The organism is Streptomyces sp. CA-135486, assembly GCF_050936555.1.
GTDB lineage: Bacteria > Actinomycetota > Actinomycetes > Streptomycetales > Streptomycetaceae > Streptomyces.
Genome location: NZ_JBNJMM010000001.1, coordinates 151,760 through 172,301, shown reverse-complemented (window position 1 = coordinate 172,301; position 20,542 = coordinate 151,760). Strand labels below are relative to the sequence as shown.

The window sequence follows — 20,542 nt, the reverse complement described above, 5'->3', positions numbered from 1 at the left end:
TGAACACAACCTTACGCCATTGGGAGCAAGATCAACTCCATTGTCCGAGTGGAACAGCCACGCAGCAGCTGTTCCACTCGGTGTCCGGCGTCTGATCCCGGTGCCCGGCGTCGTCGCCGGCCGGCGCGGGGGCGCCGAGCTCGATGATGAGCGGTGTGCCGGAGCCCACCGGTGCCGCATGGGCCGTCAGCGGAACAAGGGTGGCACCGACGGCGGCGGCAACGGTGAACGCGGCGGCGGAGGCAAGGCGAGTGCAACTCAAGTTCAGGCGCCCTCCACGCCCTTGCGTGACCTCTGGTCGCGGGACCGCCGCAGTGGATCGACACTGGGACGGGAGGCAGCCATGGCATACGACGAGAGACTCGCTCAGCGCGTCCGCGACCACATCGGGCCGCATCCCGGCATCGCCGAGAAGCACATGTTCGGCGGCCTGGCGTTTCTGTACCGCGGGAACATGGCCTTCGGTGTCATCGGGGACGAGCTGATCGTCCGCGTCGGGCCGGAGGCGACGGATGCCGCCCTGGCCAGGACCGGCGCACGGCTCTTCGACTTCAGCAGCCGGCCGATGCGCGGCTGGGTGACGGTCGGCGCGGCCGGGATCGCGGACGACGGCGCGCTGTGTACGTGGATCGACGAGGGCCATGCGTACGCGGGGAGCCTGCCGCCGAAGTAGCCCCTGGCAGCCCCCTCAGGGAAGCAGCCGCGCGGCGCGCATCTGGAGGTACCGGATCTCCGGCACGCTCAGGGTGCGCTGGGCCGCCAACTGATAGGCGGCGCGCGCCCCTTCCGTATCCCCCGCCTTCTCCAGCAAATGCGCGCGTACGGCATCGAGCCGATGGTGCCCCGCCAACTGCCCCTCCAGCTTGGCGACTTCGGCCAGCCCGGCCTCGGGCCCGCGCACCATCGCGACCGCCACGGCCCGCCCGAGCTCGGCCATCGGCTCGGGGGCCTGGCGTACGAGGATGTTGTACAGGGCAAGGATCTGCGGCCAGTCGGTGTCCTCGGCGTGCTTCGCCTCGTCGTGCAGCGCGGCGATCGCGGCCTGCAGCTGGTACGCACCGGCCGGCCCCTGCGACAGGGCCTCCTCGACCAGGGCCGCGCCCTCGCGGATCGCTTCCTGGTCCCAGCGGGTGCGGTCCTGCTCGTCGAGCGGGATCAGTTCGCCGTGCGGTCCGGTGCGCGCCTCGCTGCGGGCGTCGGTGAGCAGCATGAGCGCGAGCAGCCCGGTGACCGCGCCTTCGCGGGGCAGCAGACGGCGTATGGCACGGGTCAGCCGGATGGCCTCGCGGGCCAGGTCGGAGCGGTGCAGGGCAGTGCCGGAGGTTGCCGTATAGCCCTCGTTGAAGATCACGTACAGAACCTGCAGCACGGCGGCGAGCCGCTGATCACGGTCCTCGGGCCGCGGCTGCCGGAAGGGCACGCCTTTGACCTTCTGCTTCGCCCGGCTGACCCGCTGCGCCATGGTCGCCTCCGGCACCAGATGCGCACGGGCGATCTCGGCGGTCGTCAGACCGCCGACGGCCCGCAGCGTCAGCGCGATCTGCGCGGGCGGGCTCAGCTCGGGGTGGCAGCAGAGAAAGAGCAGCGTGAGCGTGTCGTCCTCGGACGGCGCGCGGCTCTCCCCCGGCGGCGGCGCGGTGAAGGCGTCCCGCGGTGTGAGCGTCGCGGCCGTCTCCTCCCGCCTGCGCCGGGCCTCCTCGCTGCGCAGCAGGTCCGTCAGCCGCCGGGACGCGACCTTGATCAGCCAGCCGCGCGGATTCTCCGGGACCCCTTTCCCCGGCCACTGCTCGGCGGCGGCGAGCAGCGCCTCCTGTACGGAGTCCTCGGCGAGGTCGAAGTGCCCGTACCGGCGCACCAGCGCGCCGAGGACCTGCGGCGCGTGCCGGCGCAGCAGGTCCTCGACGTCGTCCGTGCGTCTCACACACCGCCTCCACTGTCGATCGGCCGGATGACCACCGGGTAGGGGGGAGCCCCCTCGGGCGCCGGGCACGTCGCGATGCGCGCGGCGATCTCGGTGACCCGCTCCAGGCTCTCGCAGTCGAGCACCCAGTACCCCGCGAGCAGCTCCTTGGTCTCGCTGTACGGACCATCGGTGATCACGGGCCGCCCGTCCTCGCCCGTGCTGACGAAGCGGGTCTGCGCGGGCTCGACCAGGCCGTTCCCGTCGACCATCTCACCGGACTCGGACAGATCGTTGTTGACCTCGCCCATGAAGGCGAACATCGCCTGCACTTGCTTCTCGCTCCAGGCCGGGCTGTGGGTGGACGCCTTGCCGCGCATCGCCTCGTAGTCGGCCTGCGAGCCCTGGACCATCACCAGATACTTCATGACGTCGCTCCCTTCGGATGCGCTGTCACCCCTTGTGGGCAACTCTCACAGGGGACGTCGGAGCGGATGCGGCATTCTCGACAGCGCGCGGGGGATTTTCTGAGATTTTCTCCGGACCACCGGGTGGGCGCACGTCAGAGGCCGGATGTCGACGGTTGTCCGGCGCCGGTTGCGCGATGCGCCACCCGTACACACGTTTGACTGTGACTGGGTGGGTATCACCAGGAAGGGACCTTGGCGGCCGGCTGGCGGAGGCGTCCTCCAGCGCTACAGCGAGGTCCTGTCCATGTCTGGAGGACCGATGGCAACACCCATGTCCGCCGACCGATTACTGAAGGCGCTGCGCGACGAGCACCTGACCGTCGTCGAGGTCCGCAACTGGCGTACGCACAACCGCAATCACAAAGGCCCGTGGGGCCCCGTGCACGGCGTGATGATCCACCACACCGTGACGTCCGGCACCGCAAACTCCGTATCCATCTGTTACGACGGCTACTCCGCCCTGCCCGGCCCGCTGTGCCACGGCGTCATCGACAAGTCCGGCAGGGTCCACCTCGTCGGCAACGGCCGGGCCAACCATGCCGGTCTCGGCGACGACGACGTACTGCGGGCCGTCATCGACGAACGGGACCTGCCCCCGGACAACGAGGCCAACACCGACGGCAATCGCGCCTTCTACGGCTTCGAGTGCATCAACCTCGGCGACGGCAAGGACCCGTGGCCGGCCGCCCAGTTGGAGGCGATCGAGAAGGCGGCCGCAGCGCTCTGCCGAGTGCACGGCTGGTCGCAGCGCTCGGTGATCGGCCACCACGAGTGGCAGCCGGGGAAGGTCGACCCCCGCGGATTCAGCATGTCGTCGATGCGGGCCCGGATCGGCGAGCGGCTCGGCACCACCCAACCCCCCGAGGAGGAAGACATGACCCCCGAGCAGGCCAGGCAGCTCAAGGAACTCCACGAGCAGCGGCGGATCGCCCCCTGGACCTATCAGGGGCAACTCGACCGCGACGCCTGGGCGATACTCAACTCCACATGGACGAAGGTCGATGCCCTTGAGCCGGTGGAGCTCACCGAGGCACAGATCGCGGCGATCGCGGACAAGGTCGCGGCGCACCCCGTCCTCGCCGAAAAGATCGCGGAACAGGTGGCTGCCAAGCTCGCCGCCCGGCTCGCCCAGTAACACCGTTCCGCGTAACGCCGTTCTGCCGCCTGGGGGCACGGAAGGTATTCGGTGGGGTTCTGCTCGCATGCGCGGAGAACCCCACCGAGGCTGCTCCGTGGCAGGGGCGTCGGCTACGTGAACGCGAGCCTTCGCAGTCGCCGCCAGTCCACGGGTGGCTTCGCCCGGGGCACACCGGGCCGGCCCCGCGGTACCCGTACGCGCAGGGCTCCCGGCCGGATCACGCAGCGCACGGGTGCCGGCAGGGTGAGCGCCTCGCCGTCCACCCCGACCTGGACCTCGGGCTCGTCGGCGTCGATGACCACCTCACGGGCCGTCAGCACGGTGAGTCCGCGGGCACGTTCGCCACGGAGCATGTCGACCGCCTGCGCGGCGCTGTCGACCTTGATGCCCAGGACCCCCAGGACGCCTGAATCCAACCGGTCCCGCCGTCCCAGTCCGGCCGGGTCGCCCAGCCGGTAGGGGTTGTTGCTGACCAGTACGGCCTGGGGCTCGTCGATGGCCGCATCTGCTGCGAGCACGGCCAGACGAGGGCCGCTCCGGTGGGTCAGCAGGTCCGGAAGCATCTGCAGGATCGTGCCGACCTTGTCGTCGCGGTAGGCGGGGCTCTGCACCACCACCGCGTAGGTGCCGAAAGAGGCGTTGTTGACGAACGCATGCTCACCGATGAAGCCCAGGTCGACATGGAGTTCGACGCCGTCGGTGAGTGCGTCCAGGCTTGTCGACGGGTCGGTCCGGTCGAGGCCCAGGTCCAGGGCGAAGTGGTTGCGGGTTCCGGCCGGGACGACCAGGAAGGGAATGCCGTGTTCCGAGGCCACCCCTGCGACCAGGGCTTGTGTGCCGTCGCCGCCCGCGACGCCGAGCAGGTCGGCACCATCGGCGACGGCTCGGCGTGCGAGCTCGACGACATCGGATGGATGGCCGGTGTCCAGCAGCAGGACGCCGGCGCCGAGTGCCTCGGCCTTCTCCTTCAGGCCGAATGTCCCCACCTTTCCACCGCCCGACCTGGGATTCATGATCAGGAACGGACGCCTGGGAGGAGGGGTCCGGAATTCCGGAGTGTCCGCCGGCTCGATGTCTCTGAGCGCGGCCCAGCCCGCGGAGACCGCCACAGCCCACAGCCCGAGGGACACGATGACGACCCACAGCAGCCCGGACAGCGCGTAGAGCACGAGCACGGCCACCGGCGCGGCCGCCGCCATCACGAACGCGAGAACCCTGCCGAGTCCACGGCGGCTCAGTGCCCACCACGCGCAGGCTGCGCCGAGGACCAGTCCGGCCAGCCCGAGGCCCACCAGGGCGAGAGTCCTGATTCCCGCGAACACCAGCAGGACGAGGACGACCGCGGCCCCGGCGAAAAGTGCCAACCGCGCGAACCAGCGCCTCGCCCCGGCGCCGCGCACGCCGGAAACGACGTCCATAGGACCCTCCCGCCACTTCGTGCGCCTCATTGCACCGCTGCGGCCCGGTCGGCGCATCGCCTTCCATGGGTGAACGCCCGCCCACCACCAGAGGCTTTTTCACCCTTAGCGGGTGATGTCCGCGTTGGCGTCGACTGCTCCGCCTGGCGATCATGAACAGGCGCGGTGAAGATTGACCCGTCGGTACCAGTGTCCGTCGGTACCAGTGCCCGTCGGTACCAGTGTCCGTCGGTACCAGTGTCCGTCAGTACCAGTGCCTGTCGGTACCAGTGCCTGTCGGCACGAAGGGCCCACTGCACCGACCTGCACCTTTCGTACGGTTGGCAGGACAAGGCAGCCGACAGCCACATGGTGGTCGCATGCCCCGCACCACAGCCTCGGCGGCGCAGCCGGCTCCGACCGGTCACCCGCTACTGGCCACGAAGTTCTCCGTACCGGCCACTCCGGGGACGTTCGTACGCCGCAAGCGCCTCCTGGACCGCCTCACCGACGGAACCGCCGGACCGCTGACCCTGATCACGGGCCCCGCCGGCGCCGGGAAGACCCTGCTCGCCGCCTCGTGGGCGGTCGGTGCCCCGGCGCCGCACCCGGTCGTGTGGCTCACCCTTGAAGACGAGGACAGCGCCCCCGGCGTGTTCTGGACCTATGTACTCGAAGCCTTCCGTCACCACCGGGTGACGCTGCCCGACGACCTCGGCTCCCCCGCACGCGCCGACAGCGTCGACCATTCCTTGCTGGTCCGGCTCGCTTCCGCGCTCGCCCGCCTGCCTCAGCCGGTGGTGCTCGTACTCGACGGCCTCGACCAGGTGCCCGGCCGCGAGGTGGCCTCGGGCCTGGACTTCGTCCTGAACCACGTGGGACCGCAGCTGCGCCTGGTGCTGATCAGCCGGATCGACCCGCTGCTCCCCCTCCACCGCTACCGCGCCGAAGACCGCATCCGCGAGATCCGCAGCGCCGACCTGGCGTTCACCCGGCACGAGACCGCGACACTGCTGCGGCGACACGGCCTGGCTTCGCCGGCGGAGACCGTCGACGCCCTCACCCGCCGCAGCGAGGGGTGGGCCGCCGGACTGCGGCTGTGTGCCCTGGCCATGCAGCGGGCCGACGACCCGACCGGCTTCGCCCGGTCCTTCGCCCTTTCCCAGAGTGCCGTCGCCGACTACCTGCTTGCCGAAGTCGTCGAGGCCCAGCCCGCCGCCACCCAGGATCTGCTGATGCGCACAAGCATCCTGAACCGGGTGCACCCGCAGCTGGCGAACGTGCTGACCGGACGCGAGGACGCCGCGGAGATCCTGGCCGACCTCACCCGCGCCAACGCCTTCGTAGAACCGCTCGGTGACACGCCCTGGTGCCGCTTCCACCCGCTGTTCACCGAGGTCCTGCACGCGCACCTGCACAGCCGCCGGCCCAGCCTCGAACCACAGCTGCATCGTCTCGCGGCACGCTGGTTCGCCGACGCCGGCCTGATGAGCGAAGCCATGGAACACGCGGCCGCGGCAGGGGACTGGGAGTACGCCGCCGCCCTGATCCTCGATCGCCTTGCCCTCGGCGGTCTGCTCACCGGCCGGGACACCCACGGCCTGGAGCGGCTCTTCGCCGACATGCCGGCCGACCTGCCGGGTGCCGCGCCCTGGCTGCGGCAGCTGCTCGACCATCGGCCCGGACTCGCCGGCGACCTCCCCGGGCTCACCGAGCGCACGGCATCCGCCGGCAGCCTGCCGACCCCGGATGGCGGCCCCGCGCGCGAGATCCTCGTCGAGTCGCTCAGCGACCGCGAACGCGACGTGCTGCGGCTTGCCGCGCAGATGATGTCGACCGAGGAGATCGCCGCAGCGCTCTATGTGTCCGTCAATACGGTGAAGACACATCTGAGGAGCATCTACCGCAAGCTTTCCGTTTCGCGGCGCAGCGATGCGGTCCGCCGCGCGCGGGAGCTCCACCTGCTCTGACGGCGACATGCGGGCTCGGAGCGCGAGCTCGGCGTACGGACTCGGAATGCAGGCTCGGCGTACGGACTCACCTCATCCGGGTGATGCCGCGCCGGTCCCACGTCGGACAACATGCAAGGAAGGACGATTCCCCTGGACCATCCAGCACCAACCGGGACAATTGGGAGGTGCGGGCATGCGTTACGAGTTCCGCGTCACCGACAACCTGTCCAGGCCCGTTGCACAGGCCTTCCCCGAGTTGGAGGCAGCACCGACCACACACCAGACACTGCTCTTCGGCCCGGTCACCGACGAGGCTCACCTGTACGGACTGCTCATGCGCTTCCAGAACTTGGGCCTGCACGTGGTCGAGATGCGTCGACTGCCGGACTGATCGGTTCCGCAGCGACAAGGAGGCTTCGCGATGAACGCGACGACCCCGGGCGTACACCTGGACCGGCACGAGCGGGCCACCCGCGGCAAGGCGGCCCGCGCGCGGGTGCCACGCTCCAGCCATGCCGGGTTCGAACCGCCGGCGGACCGACCCGACCCCGTCGAGACCATCGAGCGCCAGTCGGCCTCCCGCGTGCCGGAACTCGTACCCATCCGGTACGGCCGGATGCTGGAATCCCCATTCCGCTTCTACCGGGGCGCGGCCTCGATCATGGCCACCGACCTCGGCGCCGCGCCCCACACCGGGCTCGTCGCGCAGCTCTGCGGGGACGCCCACCTGCTGAACTTCCGACTGCTCGCCTCCCCCGAACGGCGTCTGGTCTTCGACATCAACGACTTCGACGAGACCCTGCCCGGCCCATGGGAGTGGGACGTCAAGCGGCTTGCGGCGAGCCTGGTGATCGCCGGTCGCGCCAACGATTTCTCGGGGAAACAGCGCAACGCCGTGGTCCGGGGCACCGTCCGGGCCTACCGGGACGCGATGCGCGGATTCGCCGGGATGCGCAACCTCGATGTCTGGTACACCCATGGCGATACCGACCGGTTGCGTGAGCTCCTGCCCGAGGGGGTGGGCAAGAGCGCCCGCAACAGGATGTCCCGGGCGCTGGCCACGGCACGAACGCGGGACAGCCTGCAGGCGTATCAGAAACTCACGAAGGTCATCGACGGCGAGCGCCGGATCGCGCCCGACCCGCCTTTGATCGTCCCGCTGGGCGACCTGCTCCCCGGCGTCGAGCGCGAGACGCTCGAGCGGCAGATCCGTCTCCTCATCACGCGATACGGCCTCAGCCTCCCGTCCGACCGACGGCATCTGCTCGAACAGTTCCGATTGGTCGACATCGCCCGCAAGGTGGTCGGAGTCGGCAGCGTGGGCACCCGCTGCTGGGTGCTGCTCCTGCTCGGCACGGACGACCGGGACCCGCTGCTGCTGCAGGCCAAGGAGGCCGACCAGTCGGTGCTCGCCCCGTACGCCGGTGCCGGCAAGTACGACAACCAGGGCGAGCGGGTGGTGTCGGGGCAGCGGCTCATGCAGGCGACCAGCGACATCTTCCTCGGCTGGGAGCGGGCCACGGGCATCGACGGACTGCAGCGCGACTTCTACGTCCGCCAGTTGCGTGACTGGAAGGGCATCGCCCAGCCCGAGCTCATGACCCCGATGCAAATGGAGTTCTTCGGCAGCATCTGCGGCACCACACTGGCCCGCGCCCACGCCCGCTCCGGCGACCGGATCGCCATTGCCGCCTACCTCGGCAGCAACGACAGCTTCGACCGGGCACTGGCGGAGTTCGCCGAGCTCTACGCCGACCAGAACGAACGAGACTTCCAGGCCCTCGCCGAGGCGGCGCGCACGGGACGGGTCACCGCCGAGACCGCGTGAGCGCACGATTCACCCGTGACAGGTGAGGCCTCGGGCCGGGAAACGAGGAGTCTGGAAGGGAGCGGGCCCTCTGAGGTCCGAAAGCAAGTGGCAGGAGGAGAGCTATGGATGGCTACCTGGACCTGGCGTACGACTACCCCGTGCTGGGCGCCTTCTGGACCGTGATGTGGATCTTCCTCTGGATCATGTGGCTGATGCTGCTCTTCCGGATCATCATCGACATCTTCCGCGACCACGAGATGAGTGGAGGGGCCAAGGCGGCATGGCTGATCTTCGTGCTCGTCGTCCCGTTCCTCGGTGTCCTTGTGTACGTGATCGTCCGGGGCAAGGACATGGGCAGGCGCGAAATCACCGAGGCACAGAAGCAGCAGGCTGCCATGGAGTCCTACATCAGGGAGACAGCCGGTGGCGGGAGTGGGGCGGACCAGCTGGCCAAACTGTCCGAGCTCAAGGCCAAGGGCGAGATTTCGGAGCAGGAATTCGAGCGGGCCAAGCAGAAGATCCTGGCCTGAACCCCGCAGCCGATCGGGACGCAAGAGCCGGAGCGGCGAAGCGCCCCGACCGGTGAATCCGGTCAGGGCGCCACGTGGACCCGAACCCACAAGGGGTCTTCGGCTCAGGGATGACGAGGGGGTGTGCGGCGGCGGCGCCGCAAGGGCGTCGAAGGCATCGGTGACTGTTGCACCGGGTCGCCGGCGGTACGACGGGGCAGGGCGGTACGGGTGGGCGGGCGATCCGTGCGTGGCGGAAGCACAGGACTGTGCCGTGCGAGGCGGCGTGGCCGGGAAAGGCCCGACGGGTCATCGGGAGGCCATCGTTTCGGCGAGGGCGCGGAAGATCAGCGCGGTGGAGGTGGCCCCCGGGTCCTGGTGCCCGATGCTGCGGGCGCCGAGGTAGGAGGCGCGTCCCTTGCGGGCCTGCATCGGTGTGGTGGCACGCATGCCTTCCTCGGCGGCGTCGGCGGCCGCGAGGGCGGCGGCGGCGAAATCGCTGCCCGAGTCGGCCGCCAGCCGGAAGGCGGCCAGCGCGGGGGCGTAGGCGTCGATCATTGTCTTGTCCCCGGCCGCAGCCGTGCCGAGTCTCTGGACGCTGTGGAGTCCGGCCGCGAGGGCGGCCGCGAACTGTTCCGTGTCGGCGGTGGGTGTGTCCAGGGCCTTGCCCATGGCGCGGAAGGCGCTGCCGTAGAGGGGGCCGGAGGCGCCTCCGACGCTGGAGATCAGGGTGGTGCCGGTCTCGACCAGCACGGCCCCCACGGTGTCCGGCGCGAGGCCGGCGAGTGCGGTGCCGGCGGCGGAGAAGCCGCGGTGCATGTTGGTGCCGTGGTCGGCGTCGCCGATGGCCGAGTCGAGCTGGGTGAGGTGGTCCTTGTGCTGTTCCACGGCGGCGGCGATGGCCTGCACCCAGGTGCGGGCGAGGTCGATGTCCACGGAGTCTCCGTTCTTGGGGGTCGCGCATCGGGGTGGGGGCGGGTCCGGAACTCTCACGTGTGCCGGACCCGCCCGGCTCTCTCTAGACTCCCCAGCGCAGGGCGGGGGTGTTCACGGGCAGGTCCCACAGGGACAGAATGTCGGGATCGGCCTTGCACACGGTGATGGAAACACCAGCCATGTCCAGGCTGGTGACGTAGTTTCCGATCAGGTTGCGGGCGATGACGATGCCCTTGTCCGCGAGTACGGCTGCGACCTCGCCGTAGGCCACGTACAGCTCCAGCAGAGGTGTGGCGCCCAGGCCGTTGACCATGACGATGGTCTGGTCCCCCGCCCGGAGGGGCTGGTCGGCGAGGATCGCGTCCAGGGCGATGGCCACGATCTCCTTGGCCGGACGGAGCTTTTCCCTGCTGCGTCCGGGTTCGCCGTGGATGCCGACACCGACCTCGATCTCGTCCTCGGGCAGCTCGAAACCGGGCTTGCCGGAGGCGGGTGTGGTGCAGGCGGTCAGGGCGACGGCGAAGGACCGGGAGGAGGCGTTGACACGGCGGGCGGCCTTGGCGACGAGGGCGAGAGGGGCGCCCTGTTCGGCCAGGGCCCCGGCGATCTTCTCGACGAAGACGGTGGCTCCGGTGCCCCGGCGCCCGGCGGTCCAGGTGGAGTCCTGGACGGCGACGTCGTCGTCGACCAGGACGGTCTCGACCGTGATGCCTTCCTCGGTGGCCAGTTCGGCGGCCATCTGAAAATTGAGGACGTCGCCGGTGTAGTTCTTCACGATGAACAGCACACCCGCACCGCCATTGACGGCCTGGGCCGCGGCAAGCATCTGCTTGGGTACGGGCGAGGTGAACACCTCTCCGGGGCAGGCGGCGTCCAGCATGCCGCGTCCCACGAAGCCGCCGTGCAGCGGCTCGTGTCCGGAGCCGCCGCCGGAGACAAGGCCGACCTTGCCCCGTCTGATGCCGACGGCCCGGGTGATCACCTTGTTCTCCGCGTCGACACGGAGGTCGGGGCGGGCGGCGGCGATCCCGGTCAGGGCATCGTCCAGGACATCCTCGGGAGCGTTGATGAGTTTCTTCACGACAGGACTCCTTCGGCGGCCGGGACCGGCTTGGCCGGTCCCTCGGCGGTGGCGGGCAGGCGGCGGGCGTTCAAGGCGGCGTAGAGCAAACCGCCCGCGACCGCGCCGATCACCTCGGCGGTCAGATACACGGGCAGTTGGTTCCAGTGGACCGTGCCGTCGAAGAGTTGACCGATCGTCATGGGGCCGATGGCGCGGGCCGGGTTGATGGCGGCGGCGGTGGCGGGCGCGACCGGGATGATGATCGCGAACACGGCCAGACCGATGGCAAGGCCGGCGAAACCACCGGACGAGCGGCGGTCGATGGCGCCGAAGACGACGAATGCCAGGATGAGCGTGCCGATGGCTTCCGCGAAGAAGGCCTGGCCCGTACTGATGTGAGGGCCGTACGTGGCGATGCCCAGACCGACGTCCACGGCCTTGTGTCCCAGTACGCCGACGATCGCCAGGGATCCCAGGAGTGCGCCCGCCACCTGGGCGGCGACATAGCCGGGGACGTCCCGCCAGGGCATCTTCTTGGTGACGGCCAGTGCCAGGGTGATGGCCGGATTGATCTGGCAGCCGGATATGTGACCGATCGCGTAGACCATGGCAATGACGGCCGTGGCGAACGCGAGCGAGATCATCCCCAGCTCGGCCATGGTGAATGGGGCCTGGCCGCCGATGATGAGCGTGGCGGGGACCGAACCGACGCCGATGAACACCAGCGTGGCGGTGCCCAGCATCTCGGCGAGAAGCTTCTGAGGGTAAGTGTTCTCTTCCATGATGGCGCCCGGCGCCGGGCGGCGCGTTGGGCGTCTCACCTCCTCCGCGCGGAGCGGGCTGTGAAGGGAGGTGGCCGCCGGGCTGTGTCGGGGGCAGGGAGCCTGGCGGCCGGCTCAGGGGAACCGGTGAGGAACTTCCGGCAAATGCGTTCATCATTGATGAACATTGTTCGGACGTTAAGCCTGGGCTTCGCAACTGTCAAGAGGTCCGGAACCGCGACCTTCCACCACAGCGAAAAGGCCCACGGCGGGTGCCATGGGCCTTTGTCAGGGGTCCAGCGGGGCTGCAGCCCGGCTGCGGAGGGAGCCTCGCGCGCACGGGGCTGGCGGGTCGGGACGCATCCCGCGGGGCGGGCCAGGGTGTCCCCGCCCCGGGCGCGTCAGGCGTTTGCGCGACGGGCGGTTCCCCGGGGTGCGCCCAGGTCGCGGGAGAGATTGCGGGCGGTCTCCCGGACCGCGACAGCAAGCTCCTGACGTGCCGATTCGGCCAGCAGACGCTCGACCGGCCCCACAATGCCGATGGCGCCCGCCACCTCGCCCGAGCGGTCGAAGACGGGGGCCGCGATGCCCGCGTCACCGATGGCGGACTCCTGGTCCTCCAGCGCGTAACCCGTGTTGCGGACTTCGTCCAGCCGGCCTGCCAGCTCCTTCGGGTCGGTGATGCTGGTGCCGGTGAGAACCGCGAGCTCGCCGGCGAGCAGCCGCTCGCGCTCGGCCGCCGGAGCGAAGGCGACGATGGCCTTGCCGAGAGCACAGGTGCTCCACGGGATGCTGGCTCCCACTTCGAGGATCTGTACGGCGCCCTCCGGCCGGAAGGCGTGGTGCACCACCAGGATGTGGTCGTCGGTGAGCACGGCCACCCACACCGCTTCGCCCGTACGGGTGGCGAGTTGGTCCGCCCAGGTCAGCGAGCGGGTGCGCAGCTCCTGGGTGTCCAGGTAGGCGTTGCCCAGCCGTACCAGGCCGGGGCCGAGCTGGTATTTGGCGCTGTCGCGGTCCTGGACCACCATCCCCTCGGCCTCCAGCGTGCGGAGCAGGGCATGGACGGTGGGTTTGGCCACGCCCAGGCGGTCGGCCAGCTCGGTCACACCCAGCCGGGGCCCTGTGGACGCGAGCTCCCGCAGGATCTGGGCCGCCCGCTGCACCGCCTGCACCATGAAAAAACTCCTCGTTCGGTATTGCTGAATCGTGTTCTGAGAATTAGCGTATGTGTTCATGAGCAAACTTGTCGGCATCGTACTCGTGTCCCACAGCGCCGAGCTCGCCGCGGGCCTTCGCCAGCTGGTGGAGCAGATCGGCTCCGACACAGTCCCCCTCGCCACCGCCGGAGGAACCGCCGAAGGCCGGATCGGCACCAGCTACGACCTCGTCCTCGCCGCGATCCGGCACGCCGACCGCGGAGCCGGCGTCGTCGTACTTCCCGATCTCGGCAGCTCCGTCCTCACCGCCCGCACCGTTCTGGAAGACCATCCCCGCCCCGACGTGCTGATCGTCGACGCGCCCTTCGTCGAGGGAGCCGTCGCAGCCGTGGTCACCGCCGCATCCGGCGCCGACCTGGAGACCGTTTCCAACGCCGCCAAGGAGGCCCGCAATGTCCCCAAGCTCTGAGCCCACCCCCGCAGCCACGGCGACCACCGCATACGCCACGACCACCGCGTATTCCGCGACCGCCGCAGCCACTGCGCCTGCCACCCAACATGAGATCACCATTGTCCTGCCCGCCAACCTGCACGCGCGCCCGGCGGGCCGGCTCGCCCGAGCTGCTGCCGGCTTCACCAGTGCCGTACAGCTCGAGCACGCGGGCCGGACCGTCGACCCGACCGGCATCCTTGCCGTGATGGGCCTGGGCGCCACCGCCGGAAACACGGTGACCGTGCGTGCCGAAGGCCCCGACGCGGACCGGGCGGTCACCGCCCTGGCGGATATCCTCGCCACTGCCGAATAGCCCGGCCCACCCGCCGCCGCACCGGAAGAGCCGCCGACCATGCCCATGTCCCCCGTACATCCCCAGGCGTCGATCGAACGGATGGGTCTGGGCCTGGCCGCGGTCGGGCGGCCCGGCTACATCACCCTGGGCCACGAGAGCGATCTGCCGGCCGGGCGCACTGTCGCCGCGATGCGCCGCCACGCGCACGAACTGCTCGACCTCGCCTACGCCCGCGGCATCCGCTACATCGACACCGCGCGCTCCTACGGCCGGGCCGAGGAGTTCCTCGCCGACTGGCTGCGGAGCCGCGGCACCCCCCGGGAACTGCTCGTCGGCAGCAAGTGGGGCTACACGTACACCGCTGACTGGCGCGTCGACGCCCCGACCCATGAGGTCAAGGACCACAGCGCGGGCACCTACGACCGGCAGCTCGCCGAGACCCGATCCCTTCTCGGCGAACGACTCGACCTCTACCAGGTCCACTCGGTCACCCCCGACAGCACCGTCCTCACCGACACCGCCCTGCACCACCGACTCGCCGAACTGACCGCCCAGGGAGTCACCGTGGGCCTGTCCACCAGCGGCCCGAATCAGCGCGACGCCATCCGCGCCGCCCTCGACATCGCCGTCGACGGTGAACCTCTGTTCCAGAGCGTGCAGGCCACCTGGAACCTGCTGGAAACCTCCGCCGGACCGGCTCTGTCCGATGCGTACGACGCAGGCCGCACGGTCATCGTCAAGGAAGCCCTCGCCAACGGCCGGCTCGCCCAGCCAGAGCTCGCTCGTCACCCGGTCCTCGCACCGATCGCGGAAGCGACGAACGCCTCCTTCGATGCCATCGCCCTGGCGGCGGCACTCCACCAGCCCTGGGCTCGTCTCGTCCTGTCGGGGGCTGCGACAACCCGCCAGCTCACCTCCAACCTGGAGGCGACCACAGTGCACCTCGGCACCGACCAACTTGACCGGCTCGCCGACCTCGCGGAGACCCCGCAGACCTACTGGTCCCACAGGTCCCAGCTCCCCTGGACCTAGCGCTGCCGGACCCGTCCGCCCACGCATCGCTCACGCACGAGGCCGAGGAACAACAGAGCACCCCGACCGGCGGGCGGCGGCCTGCTGTCCCTCGGCCTCGACCCGCCAACGCCGCCAGTACCCGTACTGAGCTCCTCTCACCTTCGGGTGGAAGGGGCGCGTTCGTGCGTCCAACGTCAGACGTTCTTCTCGCCAAGGGCGGCGCGCAGCCAGTCCAGCGATCCCTGCGAGAGAAGCTCATCGGCGAGACGCTGCCCAGTCTCCGTCACGATTCTGCCGCGGCTGTTGTCGATCCACCGTTGCGCGTTCTCGTAGCCCTGCGCCTTGTATTCGATGCCCTGCAGCATGCACTCGAGCTTGTCCGCGTCCCGAGCGCAGACGGCCTCCGGAGTCTCTTTTGCCTCGTACTCCTCGATGAGATCGCGAACCGTCGAGGCCAGCACCTCCGGCATGCCCGCGGTCTGGTCAGCGGTCACGTCGCGCGGATCGGCCTCCAACGAGTAGTTCTTCCCGAGGTAGTTCACAGATGACGCACCCCGGCCATCCACCACCCCGTGCGGCGCGTGTGCTTGAGCGTGCCCGCCTCGTACAGGAAGTGCGCCACCCCGGACAGGTCGTCAGCCACCGTCCGTCTCCTCTCACGCCTCGGCGAGGCGGATTGCGTACCGGATGCCGTCGAGCTCGCGGCGCGCTCGCGTCGAGAGCTCTCGGCTATCCAACATCACGGGGAGGCGGTCGCGTAGGGCGCGGGCTGCTGGCACTCCGCGGCGCAGGAGGTTCGGTCGCACGGTGAGCAGGCCCAGCGCGGAGTCAAGGCCACGGGGGTGGATCTCTCGCCGGTCATGGTGAGAAGACGACGGAGCGATGGGGACCTTCGGGGGTGGAGTTCATCTGTTCCGAGGTCCTCGACCACCTGCGCGAGAGCACCGAGATCTACGACGCGATCTACTCGATCTTCGGCGCCGCCTGGTTCACCGACCCGGCCGAACTGCTGCCGCTCATCGCCGAGCGCCTGAAGCCTGGCGGCGTTCTCGCTTTCTCTCACCCGCCAGCCATCCCTGGCGCCTACGGACCGCAGGGCATGTACAAGGGCGGCTTCGCCGGCAAGGCGATGTTCACCTACCGCTACAGCTACACACCCAAGCGCTGGACCAGCATGCTCGAGCGGCACGGATTCTGCGATGTCGAGGCGCGTGTGCTTGACGCTCCGGAGCCGGGGCACATCGGCACACTCCTAGCTAACGATCTTCAAGGCCCCTAAAACGCAGTCAGCCCCAGATCAGATCCGCTCTGAGCTGGGGCTGAGGTGTAGGCCGTGTGGGACTCGAACCCACAACCAACGGATTAAAAGTCCGCTGCTCTGCCAATTGAGCTAACGGCCCTCGGCAAGACACCCCTGAGCATAGCCGGACGTTGCCCGGCAGCCGATCGGGTATCGGCTGCCGGGCACCTTCCGTCAGCTCAGGGCGACGTATCCCATGTAGCGATTGGACGTGAGCAGCTTGCCGGTGACGAAGTTGCCCCTGCCGTTGATGTTGTACAGGTAGCCCGCCCCGGCCGCAGTCCGGCCGATGACGTCCTGGCGGCCGTCGTGGTCGAAGTCGCCTGACCCGACGATGGCGTTGAACCCCTTCCAGCCCGTGGCCGCCTTCGTACGGGACAGGAAACCGCCGCGGCCATTGCCCCGGTACAGCCACATATCACCCACGGCGTCCCGGACCAGCAGGTCGGGGACCGCGTCCCCCGACAGGTCGCCGCGGCCGGCGATGGCGTTGTACTGGCCCCAGCCTGAGCCGATCAGCACCCGCGAGCCGAAGCCGCCCGCGCCGTTGCCCCGGTACAGCCACAGGTACCCGGACGGCTCCCGGCCGAGCAGGTCCGGCTGGCCGTCCCCGGTCAGGTCACGGACGACCAGCAGCTTGTTGTACCGGTTCCAGCCGGTGCCCAGGTTCACCCGTGTGCCCGTGCTGATGTCCTGTCTGATGGGGACACGCTGCAGCGAGCCACCGGTGGTGCGGACGAGCAGGTCGGCGTAGCCGTTGCGATCGAGGTCACCGGCCTGGAGGACCAGGTTGGCGCTGGGCTCGAAGAGCTGGCCCGTCTGGTCGATCGGGTCCGAAGTGATCGGCCCGTACGTCAGGTAGTCGACGATTCCCTCACCGGGCTCGCGAGCCAGGATCGAACCGGACGTCCAATAGTCGAGGTCGACATCCCTGGTCCATCCCTCGATCAGGGCGCGGTACGTGGGAACCGTCGTGTACAGCCGAATGCCGTTCTGCACGCACGCGGTGCTGCCGGTGGCGGACACCGCGATCAGCTTGCCGCCCGCGACCAGCGCGCCGCCGGAGTCGCCGAGGCACTGCTCCTGGGCGTTCGGGGGCAGGGTGCCGGGGGCGGGCCCGGTGCAGACGGTGCCCTTCGGCAGGCTGCTCACGCCGAGCGCGGTCGCGCAGTCGGCGCTGCTGCGTACGACGACCTGCTCGGCGTGGCGTACGCGCTTCGCCTTCGGGTCGCCGACGGCGGCCCAGGAGAAGAAGGTGGCGGCCGAACCTGCCGCGTAGAGGCCGGTGTCGGCGGGACCGGCGAGCACTGGCCTGCCGAACGCGCCCAGGTTCGCAGGGGTGTGGTTGGCAACACCGATCGCGGCCAGCCGGGTGGCAGCGTTGTACTGCGGATGCGTCCGGTAGTCCCACTGGTTCGACCCGCCCACGATTTCGCCGGTGGCGTCGTAATCCCAGAAGAAGTCCTTCTCGGACCGGCCGGTGAAGCAGTCGGGCGCTGCGAGGCTGCGGGTCGGCGACAGAACGATCGCGGTGCAGGCACGCTTCGTGCCGTCCGCCTGATCCTCCGCGGCGATCGGCACCAGCCACGACGGCACGGCCGGTTCGGCCGCGGCGGCGGGCTGAGCGGCGCCGGTGGTACCGGCCAGCAGCGCTCCGGCGAGCGCGGTGGTGACCAGTGCACGGACGCCCGCGCGTTGCGCCTGACGGGGTTTCCTCATCGGAGTCTGTGGGTCCCTTCGTGTCGTGGGCACGGGTCGTCCCGCGCCCCATCGCGTCGCCCGCGGTCTCCGGGCGGCGGTCACACTCTCTGCCGTCAACCGGCCGGTCATGACAGAGGCGGGCCCGGCGGTCGAGGTGAAAGCAGCGGCGGCCGCCACGGCGCCGCGCATGAGGGCACGATGGGCCACTCAGTCCCTCCCCAGGGCAAGAAGATGGCGTGGAGGGGCCAAGCACCTGTTCCGGCACCGGAATCTTGTTGAGCTGCCCCCCGGCAGAACCCCCACGCGAGTGGACGGATCGTAACAGCAGCCCCACAGCAGCAAACAGGGCCCGTACGACACTCAAGTGTCGTACGAGCCCCGCCAGTCGGACCGTCAGGTCAGGTCAGCCGTTGCGCTTCCAGCGCGGCTTGTCGTCACGGCGCCCGAAGGAGCCCGTGTTCGTGCCGGTGCTGCCACCACGGTGCTCGTCGCGGCGGCCGTACGGGCGGTCGCCGCCGGAGCGGAAGCCGCTCGAGGGGCGGTCGTCGCGGCGGTCACGGTTGAAGGGGCGGTCGCTGCCGCGGTGGCCGGACGGGCGGTCGTCGCGGCGGAAGCCGTTCGAGGGGCGGTCGTCGCGGCGCTCGAAGGAACGGCCGCCACGGTCGTCACGGTCACGGTTGAAGCCACCCGACGGGCGGTCGTCCCGGCGGAAGCCGCCGGAGGGACGGTCGTTGTCGCGGCGGAAGCCGTTCGAGGGACGGTCGTCACGACGCTCGAAGGAACGGCCACCACGGTCATCGCGACGGTCGTTGTCACGACGGAAACCACCCGACGGACGGTCGTTGTCGCGGCGGAAGCCGTTCGAGGGACGGTCGTCACGACGCTCGAAGGAACGGCCACCACGGTCGTCACGACGGTCGTTGTCACGACGGAAACCACCCGACGGACGGTCGTTGTCACGGCGGAACCCACCACGGTCGCCGCCACGGCGGTCGAAGTTGCCCCGGTCGTCCCGGCGCTCGTACGCCGGACGCTCGGTCGGCTGCTCAGGCACCGAAACCGCTGCCTCGACCTCGGCCTCCGCGGCCTCCGTCACCTCGGCCACCGCCGCCTCCGGGTCCTCGCCCCGCTCGCGAGCCGCGCGCGCCACCAGGCGGTCGGCCTCCTCGCGGAGTTCGGCCGCGCGGCGCTGCACGCGCTCCAGCTGCTTGGTGAGGTCGGCGACCTCACGCTCCGCCTGCTTGGCGGCGTTGTTCGCGGAGTCGGCCTGGACCTCGGTCAGCGAACGGGCGCCGGTGATCTCGGCGACCTCCGGGTCGAAGGCGCCGGCACCGCCGACGATGTGGCGCGAGGCGTCGACGCCCGCGTCCTCCATCAGACGGAAGATCTGGCGGCGCTGGTGCGGCAGGGACAGCGACACGACCGTGCCGGACTTGCCGGCGCGGGCGGTACGGCCCGAGCGGTGCAGATAGTCCTTGTGGTCACCGGCCGGGTCCACGTTGAGGACCAGGTCGATGCCGTCGACGTGGATGCCGCGGGCGGCGACGTCGGTCGCGACGAGCGCGTTGACGTAGCCCTTCTTGAAGTCCTCGAGGACGCGGGTACGCGCGCCCTGAGTCATGCCGCCGTGCAGCGCGTCCGCCTTCACGCCCGAATCGACGAGCTGCTCGGCGATACGGTCGGCACCCAGCTGGGTGCGTACGAAGATGATGGTGCGGCCCTTGCGGGCGGCGATCGCCGCGGTGACCGGCGCCTTGTCCTTCGGCTTCACGACGAGCACGTGGTGCGTCATGGTCGTGACGTTGCCCTGGGCGCTGTCGACCTCGTGGCTGACCGGGTTGACGAGGTAGCGGCGGACGAGCGTGCCGATCTCGTTCTCCATGGTGGCGGAGAAGAGCATCCGCTGGCCGCCGGCCGGGATCTGGTCGAAGAGCTCGGTGACCTCGGGCAGGAAGCCCAGGTCGGACATCTGGTCGGCCTCGTCGAGGACGGCGACCTGGACGTTCTCGAGCGAACAGGCGCCACGGTTGATGATGTCGCGCAGTCGGCCCGGGGTGGCGACGAGGACGTCGACGCCGCGCTCGAGCGCGTAGATCTGGTTGCCCATCGACGTACCGCCGCAGACGACCTTCATCTTGAGGCCGAGAACGTCGCCGTACGGCTGGAGGGCATCCGCGACCTGCATCGCGAGCTCACGGGTCGGGGTGAGGATGATGCCGCGGGGCTTCTTCTTCTCGGTGTGGCCGGCGGCCAGGGTGGCGAGCAGCGGGAGGCCGAAGGAGAGGGTCTTGCCGGAGCCGGTGCGGCCGCGGCCCAGGATGTCCTTGCCGGCCAGGGCGTCCGGGATGGTCGCGGCCTGGATCGGGAAGGGGACGGTCACGCCGTTCTGCGCGAGCTTGCGGACGACGCCCTCGGGCAGGCCCAGGTCGCCGAAGGTGACCTCGGGAGCGGTGTCGGCAGCGGCCTCGGCGGTCTCGGGAGACGTCTCGACGACGGCCTCGGCGGACTCGTTCTCGGGCATGACGGCGTGATCAGTACTGAAAGTGGACATGCGAAATGCGAAACCTTCCGGAGTCTCGGCACGCGCCCAAACTCCGTGATTTCGCAATTCGACCGCCTCAATGCGGTCAGCCACGGCTAGGG

Annotated in this window: 19 protein-coding genes, 1 tRNA gene and 2 pseudogenes; 10 read left to right on the top strand and 12 right to left on the bottom strand. The window is 69.9% G+C overall.

What is annotated here, in order from left to right:
• Positions 1-31 precede the first annotated feature (31 nt).
• Positions 32-262, bottom strand: coding sequence for a hypothetical protein (locus ACQEVG_RS00925; RefSeq protein ID WP_432975474.1), 231 nt, complete (start codon positions 260-262; stop codon positions 32-34).
• An 81-nt stretch (positions 263-343) separates the two neighbouring features.
• On the opposite strand from ACQEVG_RS00925, the gene ACQEVG_RS00920 reads away from it, so the two are divergent.
• Positions 344-673, top strand: a complete 330-nt coding sequence (locus ACQEVG_RS00920) for a TfoX/Sxy family protein (protein ID WP_432975471.1) — start codon at positions 344-346, stop codon at positions 671-673.
• A gap of 15 nt (positions 674-688) precedes the next feature.
• Here ACQEVG_RS00920 and ACQEVG_RS00915 read toward each other — a convergent pair whose 3' ends face one another.
• Both ACQEVG_RS00915 and ACQEVG_RS00910 read right to left on the bottom strand, forming a co-directional pair.
• Positions 689-1,921, bottom strand: a complete 1,233-nt coding sequence (locus ACQEVG_RS00915) for an RNA polymerase sigma factor (protein ID WP_432975468.1) — start codon at positions 1,919-1,921, stop codon at positions 689-691.
• Positions 1,918-2,328 carry a YciI family protein gene (locus ACQEVG_RS00910; RefSeq protein WP_432975465.1) on the bottom strand — a complete coding sequence of 137 codons (411 nt, stop codon included), beginning with the start codon at positions 2,326-2,328 and terminating at the stop codon, positions 1,918-1,920. Before ACQEVG_RS00910 ends, ACQEVG_RS00915 begins: the two co-directional genes overlap by 4 nt.
• A gap of 301 nt (positions 2,329-2,629) precedes the next feature.
• On the opposite strand from ACQEVG_RS00910, the gene ACQEVG_RS00905 reads away from it, so the two are divergent.
• The gene (locus ACQEVG_RS00905; protein WP_432975462.1) at positions 2,630-3,505 is read left to right on the top strand and encodes a peptidoglycan recognition protein family protein; all 876 of its coding nucleotides are present in this window, start codon (positions 2,630-2,632) and stop codon (positions 3,503-3,505) included.
• A 113-nt stretch (positions 3,506-3,618) separates the two neighbouring features.
• Here the strand turns inward: ACQEVG_RS00905 and ACQEVG_RS00900 are convergent, their stop codons facing one another.
• Complete coding sequence (locus ACQEVG_RS00900) at positions 3,619-4,926, bottom strand: diacylglycerol/lipid kinase family protein (protein WP_432975459.1); 1,308 nt, start codon at positions 4,924-4,926, stop codon at positions 3,619-3,621.
• A gap of 359 nt (positions 4,927-5,285) precedes the next feature.
• On the opposite strand from ACQEVG_RS00900, the gene ACQEVG_RS00895 reads away from it, so the two are divergent.
• From ACQEVG_RS00895 to ACQEVG_RS00880, 4 genes are all read left to right on the top strand, one after another.
• The gene (locus ACQEVG_RS00895; RefSeq protein ID WP_432975456.1) at positions 5,286-6,875 is read left to right on the top strand and encodes a LuxR C-terminal-related transcriptional regulator; all 1,590 of its coding nucleotides are present in this window, start codon (positions 5,286-5,288) and stop codon (positions 6,873-6,875) included.
• 175 nt (positions 6,876-7,050) lie between these two features.
• Complete coding sequence (locus ACQEVG_RS00890; RefSeq protein WP_432975453.1) at positions 7,051-7,248, top strand: hypothetical protein; 198 nt, start codon at positions 7,051-7,053, stop codon at positions 7,246-7,248.
• A 30-nt stretch (positions 7,249-7,278) separates the two neighbouring features.
• The gene (locus ACQEVG_RS00885; RefSeq protein WP_432975450.1) at positions 7,279-8,685 is read left to right on the top strand and encodes a DUF2252 domain-containing protein; all 1,407 of its coding nucleotides are present in this window, start codon (positions 7,279-7,281) and stop codon (positions 8,683-8,685) included.
• 104 nt (positions 8,686-8,789) lie between these two features.
• Positions 8,790-9,197: an SHOCT domain-containing protein gene (locus ACQEVG_RS00880; protein WP_432975447.1), complete on the top strand. Its 408-nt coding sequence runs from the start codon at positions 8,790-8,792 to the stop codon at positions 9,195-9,197.
• A gap of 288 nt (positions 9,198-9,485) precedes the next feature.
• On the opposite strand, the gene dhaL is transcribed toward ACQEVG_RS00880, so the two are convergent.
• From dhaL to ACQEVG_RS00860, 4 genes are all read right to left on the bottom strand, one after another.
• Positions 9,486-10,112, bottom strand: coding sequence for a dihydroxyacetone kinase subunit DhaL (gene dhaL, locus ACQEVG_RS00875; protein WP_432975444.1), 627 nt, complete (start codon positions 10,110-10,112; stop codon positions 9,486-9,488).
• A gap of 82 nt (positions 10,113-10,194) precedes the next feature.
• Positions 10,195-11,193, bottom strand: a complete 999-nt coding sequence (gene dhaK, locus ACQEVG_RS00870; RefSeq protein WP_432975441.1) for a dihydroxyacetone kinase subunit DhaK — start codon at positions 11,191-11,193, stop codon at positions 10,195-10,197.
• A complete protein-coding gene (locus ACQEVG_RS00865) occupies positions 11,190-11,957 on the bottom strand; it encodes an MIP/aquaporin family protein (protein ID WP_432975438.1) in 768 nt (255 codons plus the stop codon). Before ACQEVG_RS00865 ends, dhaK begins: the two co-directional genes overlap by 4 nt.
• A gap of 380 nt (positions 11,958-12,337) precedes the next feature.
• Positions 12,338-13,114, bottom strand: coding sequence for an IclR family transcriptional regulator (locus tag ACQEVG_RS00860; RefSeq protein WP_432975435.1), 777 nt, complete (start codon positions 13,112-13,114; stop codon positions 12,338-12,340).
• Between the two features lie 58 nt (positions 13,115-13,172).
• Between ACQEVG_RS00860 and dhaM the strand changes: the two genes are divergently transcribed.
• Genes dhaM through ACQEVG_RS00845 form a run of 3 tightly spaced genes read left to right on the top strand, consistent with a single transcriptional unit; the run spans position 13,173 to position 14,916 of the window.
• Entirely contained in the window at positions 13,173-13,565 is a 393-nt protein-coding gene (dhaM, locus tag ACQEVG_RS00855) for a dihydroxyacetone kinase phosphoryl donor subunit DhaM (RefSeq protein ID WP_432975432.1), read from the top strand.
• On the top strand, positions 13,549-13,902 hold the full coding sequence (locus ACQEVG_RS00850) for an HPr family phosphocarrier protein (RefSeq protein WP_432975429.1): 354 nt from the start codon (positions 13,549-13,551) through the stop codon (positions 13,900-13,902). The genes dhaM and ACQEVG_RS00850 overlap by 17 nt, the downstream gene beginning before the upstream one ends.
• Positions 13,903-13,941: 39 nt before the next feature.
• On the top strand, positions 13,942-14,916 hold the full coding sequence (locus ACQEVG_RS00845) for an aldo/keto reductase (protein ID WP_432975426.1): 975 nt from the start codon (positions 13,942-13,944) through the stop codon (positions 14,914-14,916).
• 176 nt (positions 14,917-15,092) lie between these two features.
• Here ACQEVG_RS00845 and ACQEVG_RS00840 read toward each other — a convergent pair.
• A pseudogene (locus ACQEVG_RS00840) lies at positions 15,093-15,541 on the bottom strand (HD domain-containing protein).
• Positions 15,542-15,713: 172 nt separating this feature from the next.
• On the opposite strand from ACQEVG_RS00840, the pseudogene ACQEVG_RS00835 reads away from it, so the two are divergent.
• Positions 15,714-16,177: pseudogene (locus ACQEVG_RS00835) on the top strand (class I SAM-dependent methyltransferase); the annotation flags it as partial.
• 48 nt (positions 16,178-16,225) lie between these two features.
• Here the strand turns inward: ACQEVG_RS00835 and ACQEVG_RS00830 are convergent.
• The 3 genes from ACQEVG_RS00830 to ACQEVG_RS00820 all read right to left on the bottom strand — a co-directional run bounded on the left by ACQEVG_RS00830 (position 16,226) and on the right by ACQEVG_RS00820 (position 20,450).
• A tRNA-Lys gene (locus ACQEVG_RS00830) sits at positions 16,226-16,298 on the bottom strand.
• Between the two features lie 74 nt (positions 16,299-16,372).
• Positions 16,373-17,917 (bottom strand): FG-GAP-like repeat-containing protein, encoded by a 1,545-nt coding sequence (locus ACQEVG_RS00825; protein ID WP_432975423.1) that lies wholly within the window; start codon positions 17,915-17,917, stop codon positions 16,373-16,375.
• 385 nt (positions 17,918-18,302) lie between these two features.
• Complete coding sequence (locus ACQEVG_RS00820; protein WP_432975420.1) at positions 18,303-20,450, bottom strand: DEAD/DEAH box helicase; 2,148 nt, start codon at positions 20,448-20,450, stop codon at positions 18,303-18,305.
• Positions 20,451-20,542: the final 92 nt, after the last annotated feature.

What these genes read in the sequence shown, in the direction of transcription:
- ACQEVG_RS00820 (WP_432975420.1), bottom strand. Translation starts at nt 20,450, where the DNA reads ATGTCCACTTTCAGTACTGATCACGCCGTCATGCCCGAGAACGAGTCC.
- ACQEVG_RS00825 (WP_432975423.1), bottom strand. Translation starts at nt 17,917, where the DNA reads ATGAGGAAACCCCGTCAGGCGCAACGCGCGGGCGTCCGTGCACTGGTC.
- ACQEVG_RS00910 (WP_432975465.1), bottom strand. Translation starts at nt 2,328, where the DNA reads ATGAAGTATCTGGTGATGGTCCAGGGCTCGCAGGCCGACTACGAGGCG.
- ACQEVG_RS00860 (WP_432975435.1), bottom strand. Translation starts at nt 13,114, where the DNA reads ATGGTGCAGGCGGTGCAGCGGGCGGCCCAGATCCTGCGGGAGCTCGCG.
- ACQEVG_RS00850 (WP_432975429.1), top strand. Translation starts at nt 13,549, where the DNA reads ATGTCCCCAAGCTCTGAGCCCACCCCCGCAGCCACGGCGACCACCGCA.
- dhaM (WP_432975432.1), top strand. Translation starts at nt 13,173, where the DNA reads ATGAGCAAACTTGTCGGCATCGTACTCGTGTCCCACAGCGCCGAGCTC.
- ACQEVG_RS00880 (WP_432975447.1), top strand. Translation starts at nt 8,790, where the DNA reads ATGGATGGCTACCTGGACCTGGCGTACGACTACCCCGTGCTGGGCGCC.
- ACQEVG_RS00885 (WP_432975450.1), top strand. Translation starts at nt 7,279, where the DNA reads ATGAACGCGACGACCCCGGGCGTACACCTGGACCGGCACGAGCGGGCC.
- ACQEVG_RS00865 (WP_432975438.1), bottom strand. Translation starts at nt 11,957, where the DNA reads ATGGAAGAGAACACTTACCCTCAGAAGCTTCTCGCCGAGATGCTGGGC.
- ACQEVG_RS00905 (WP_432975462.1), top strand. Translation starts at nt 2,630, where the DNA reads ATGGCAACACCCATGTCCGCCGACCGATTACTGAAGGCGCTGCGCGAC.
- ACQEVG_RS00845 (WP_432975426.1), top strand. Translation starts at nt 13,942, where the DNA reads ATGCCCATGTCCCCCGTACATCCCCAGGCGTCGATCGAACGGATGGGT.
- ACQEVG_RS00895 (WP_432975456.1), top strand. Translation starts at nt 5,286, where the DNA reads ATGCCCCGCACCACAGCCTCGGCGGCGCAGCCGGCTCCGACCGGTCAC.
- ACQEVG_RS00890 (WP_432975453.1), top strand. Translation starts at nt 7,051, where the DNA reads ATGCGTTACGAGTTCCGCGTCACCGACAACCTGTCCAGGCCCGTTGCA.
- ACQEVG_RS00920 (WP_432975471.1), top strand. Translation starts at nt 344, where the DNA reads ATGGCATACGACGAGAGACTCGCTCAGCGCGTCCGCGACCACATCGGG.
- ACQEVG_RS00900 (WP_432975459.1), bottom strand. Translation starts at nt 4,926, where the DNA reads ATGGACGTCGTTTCCGGCGTGCGCGGCGCCGGGGCGAGGCGCTGGTTC.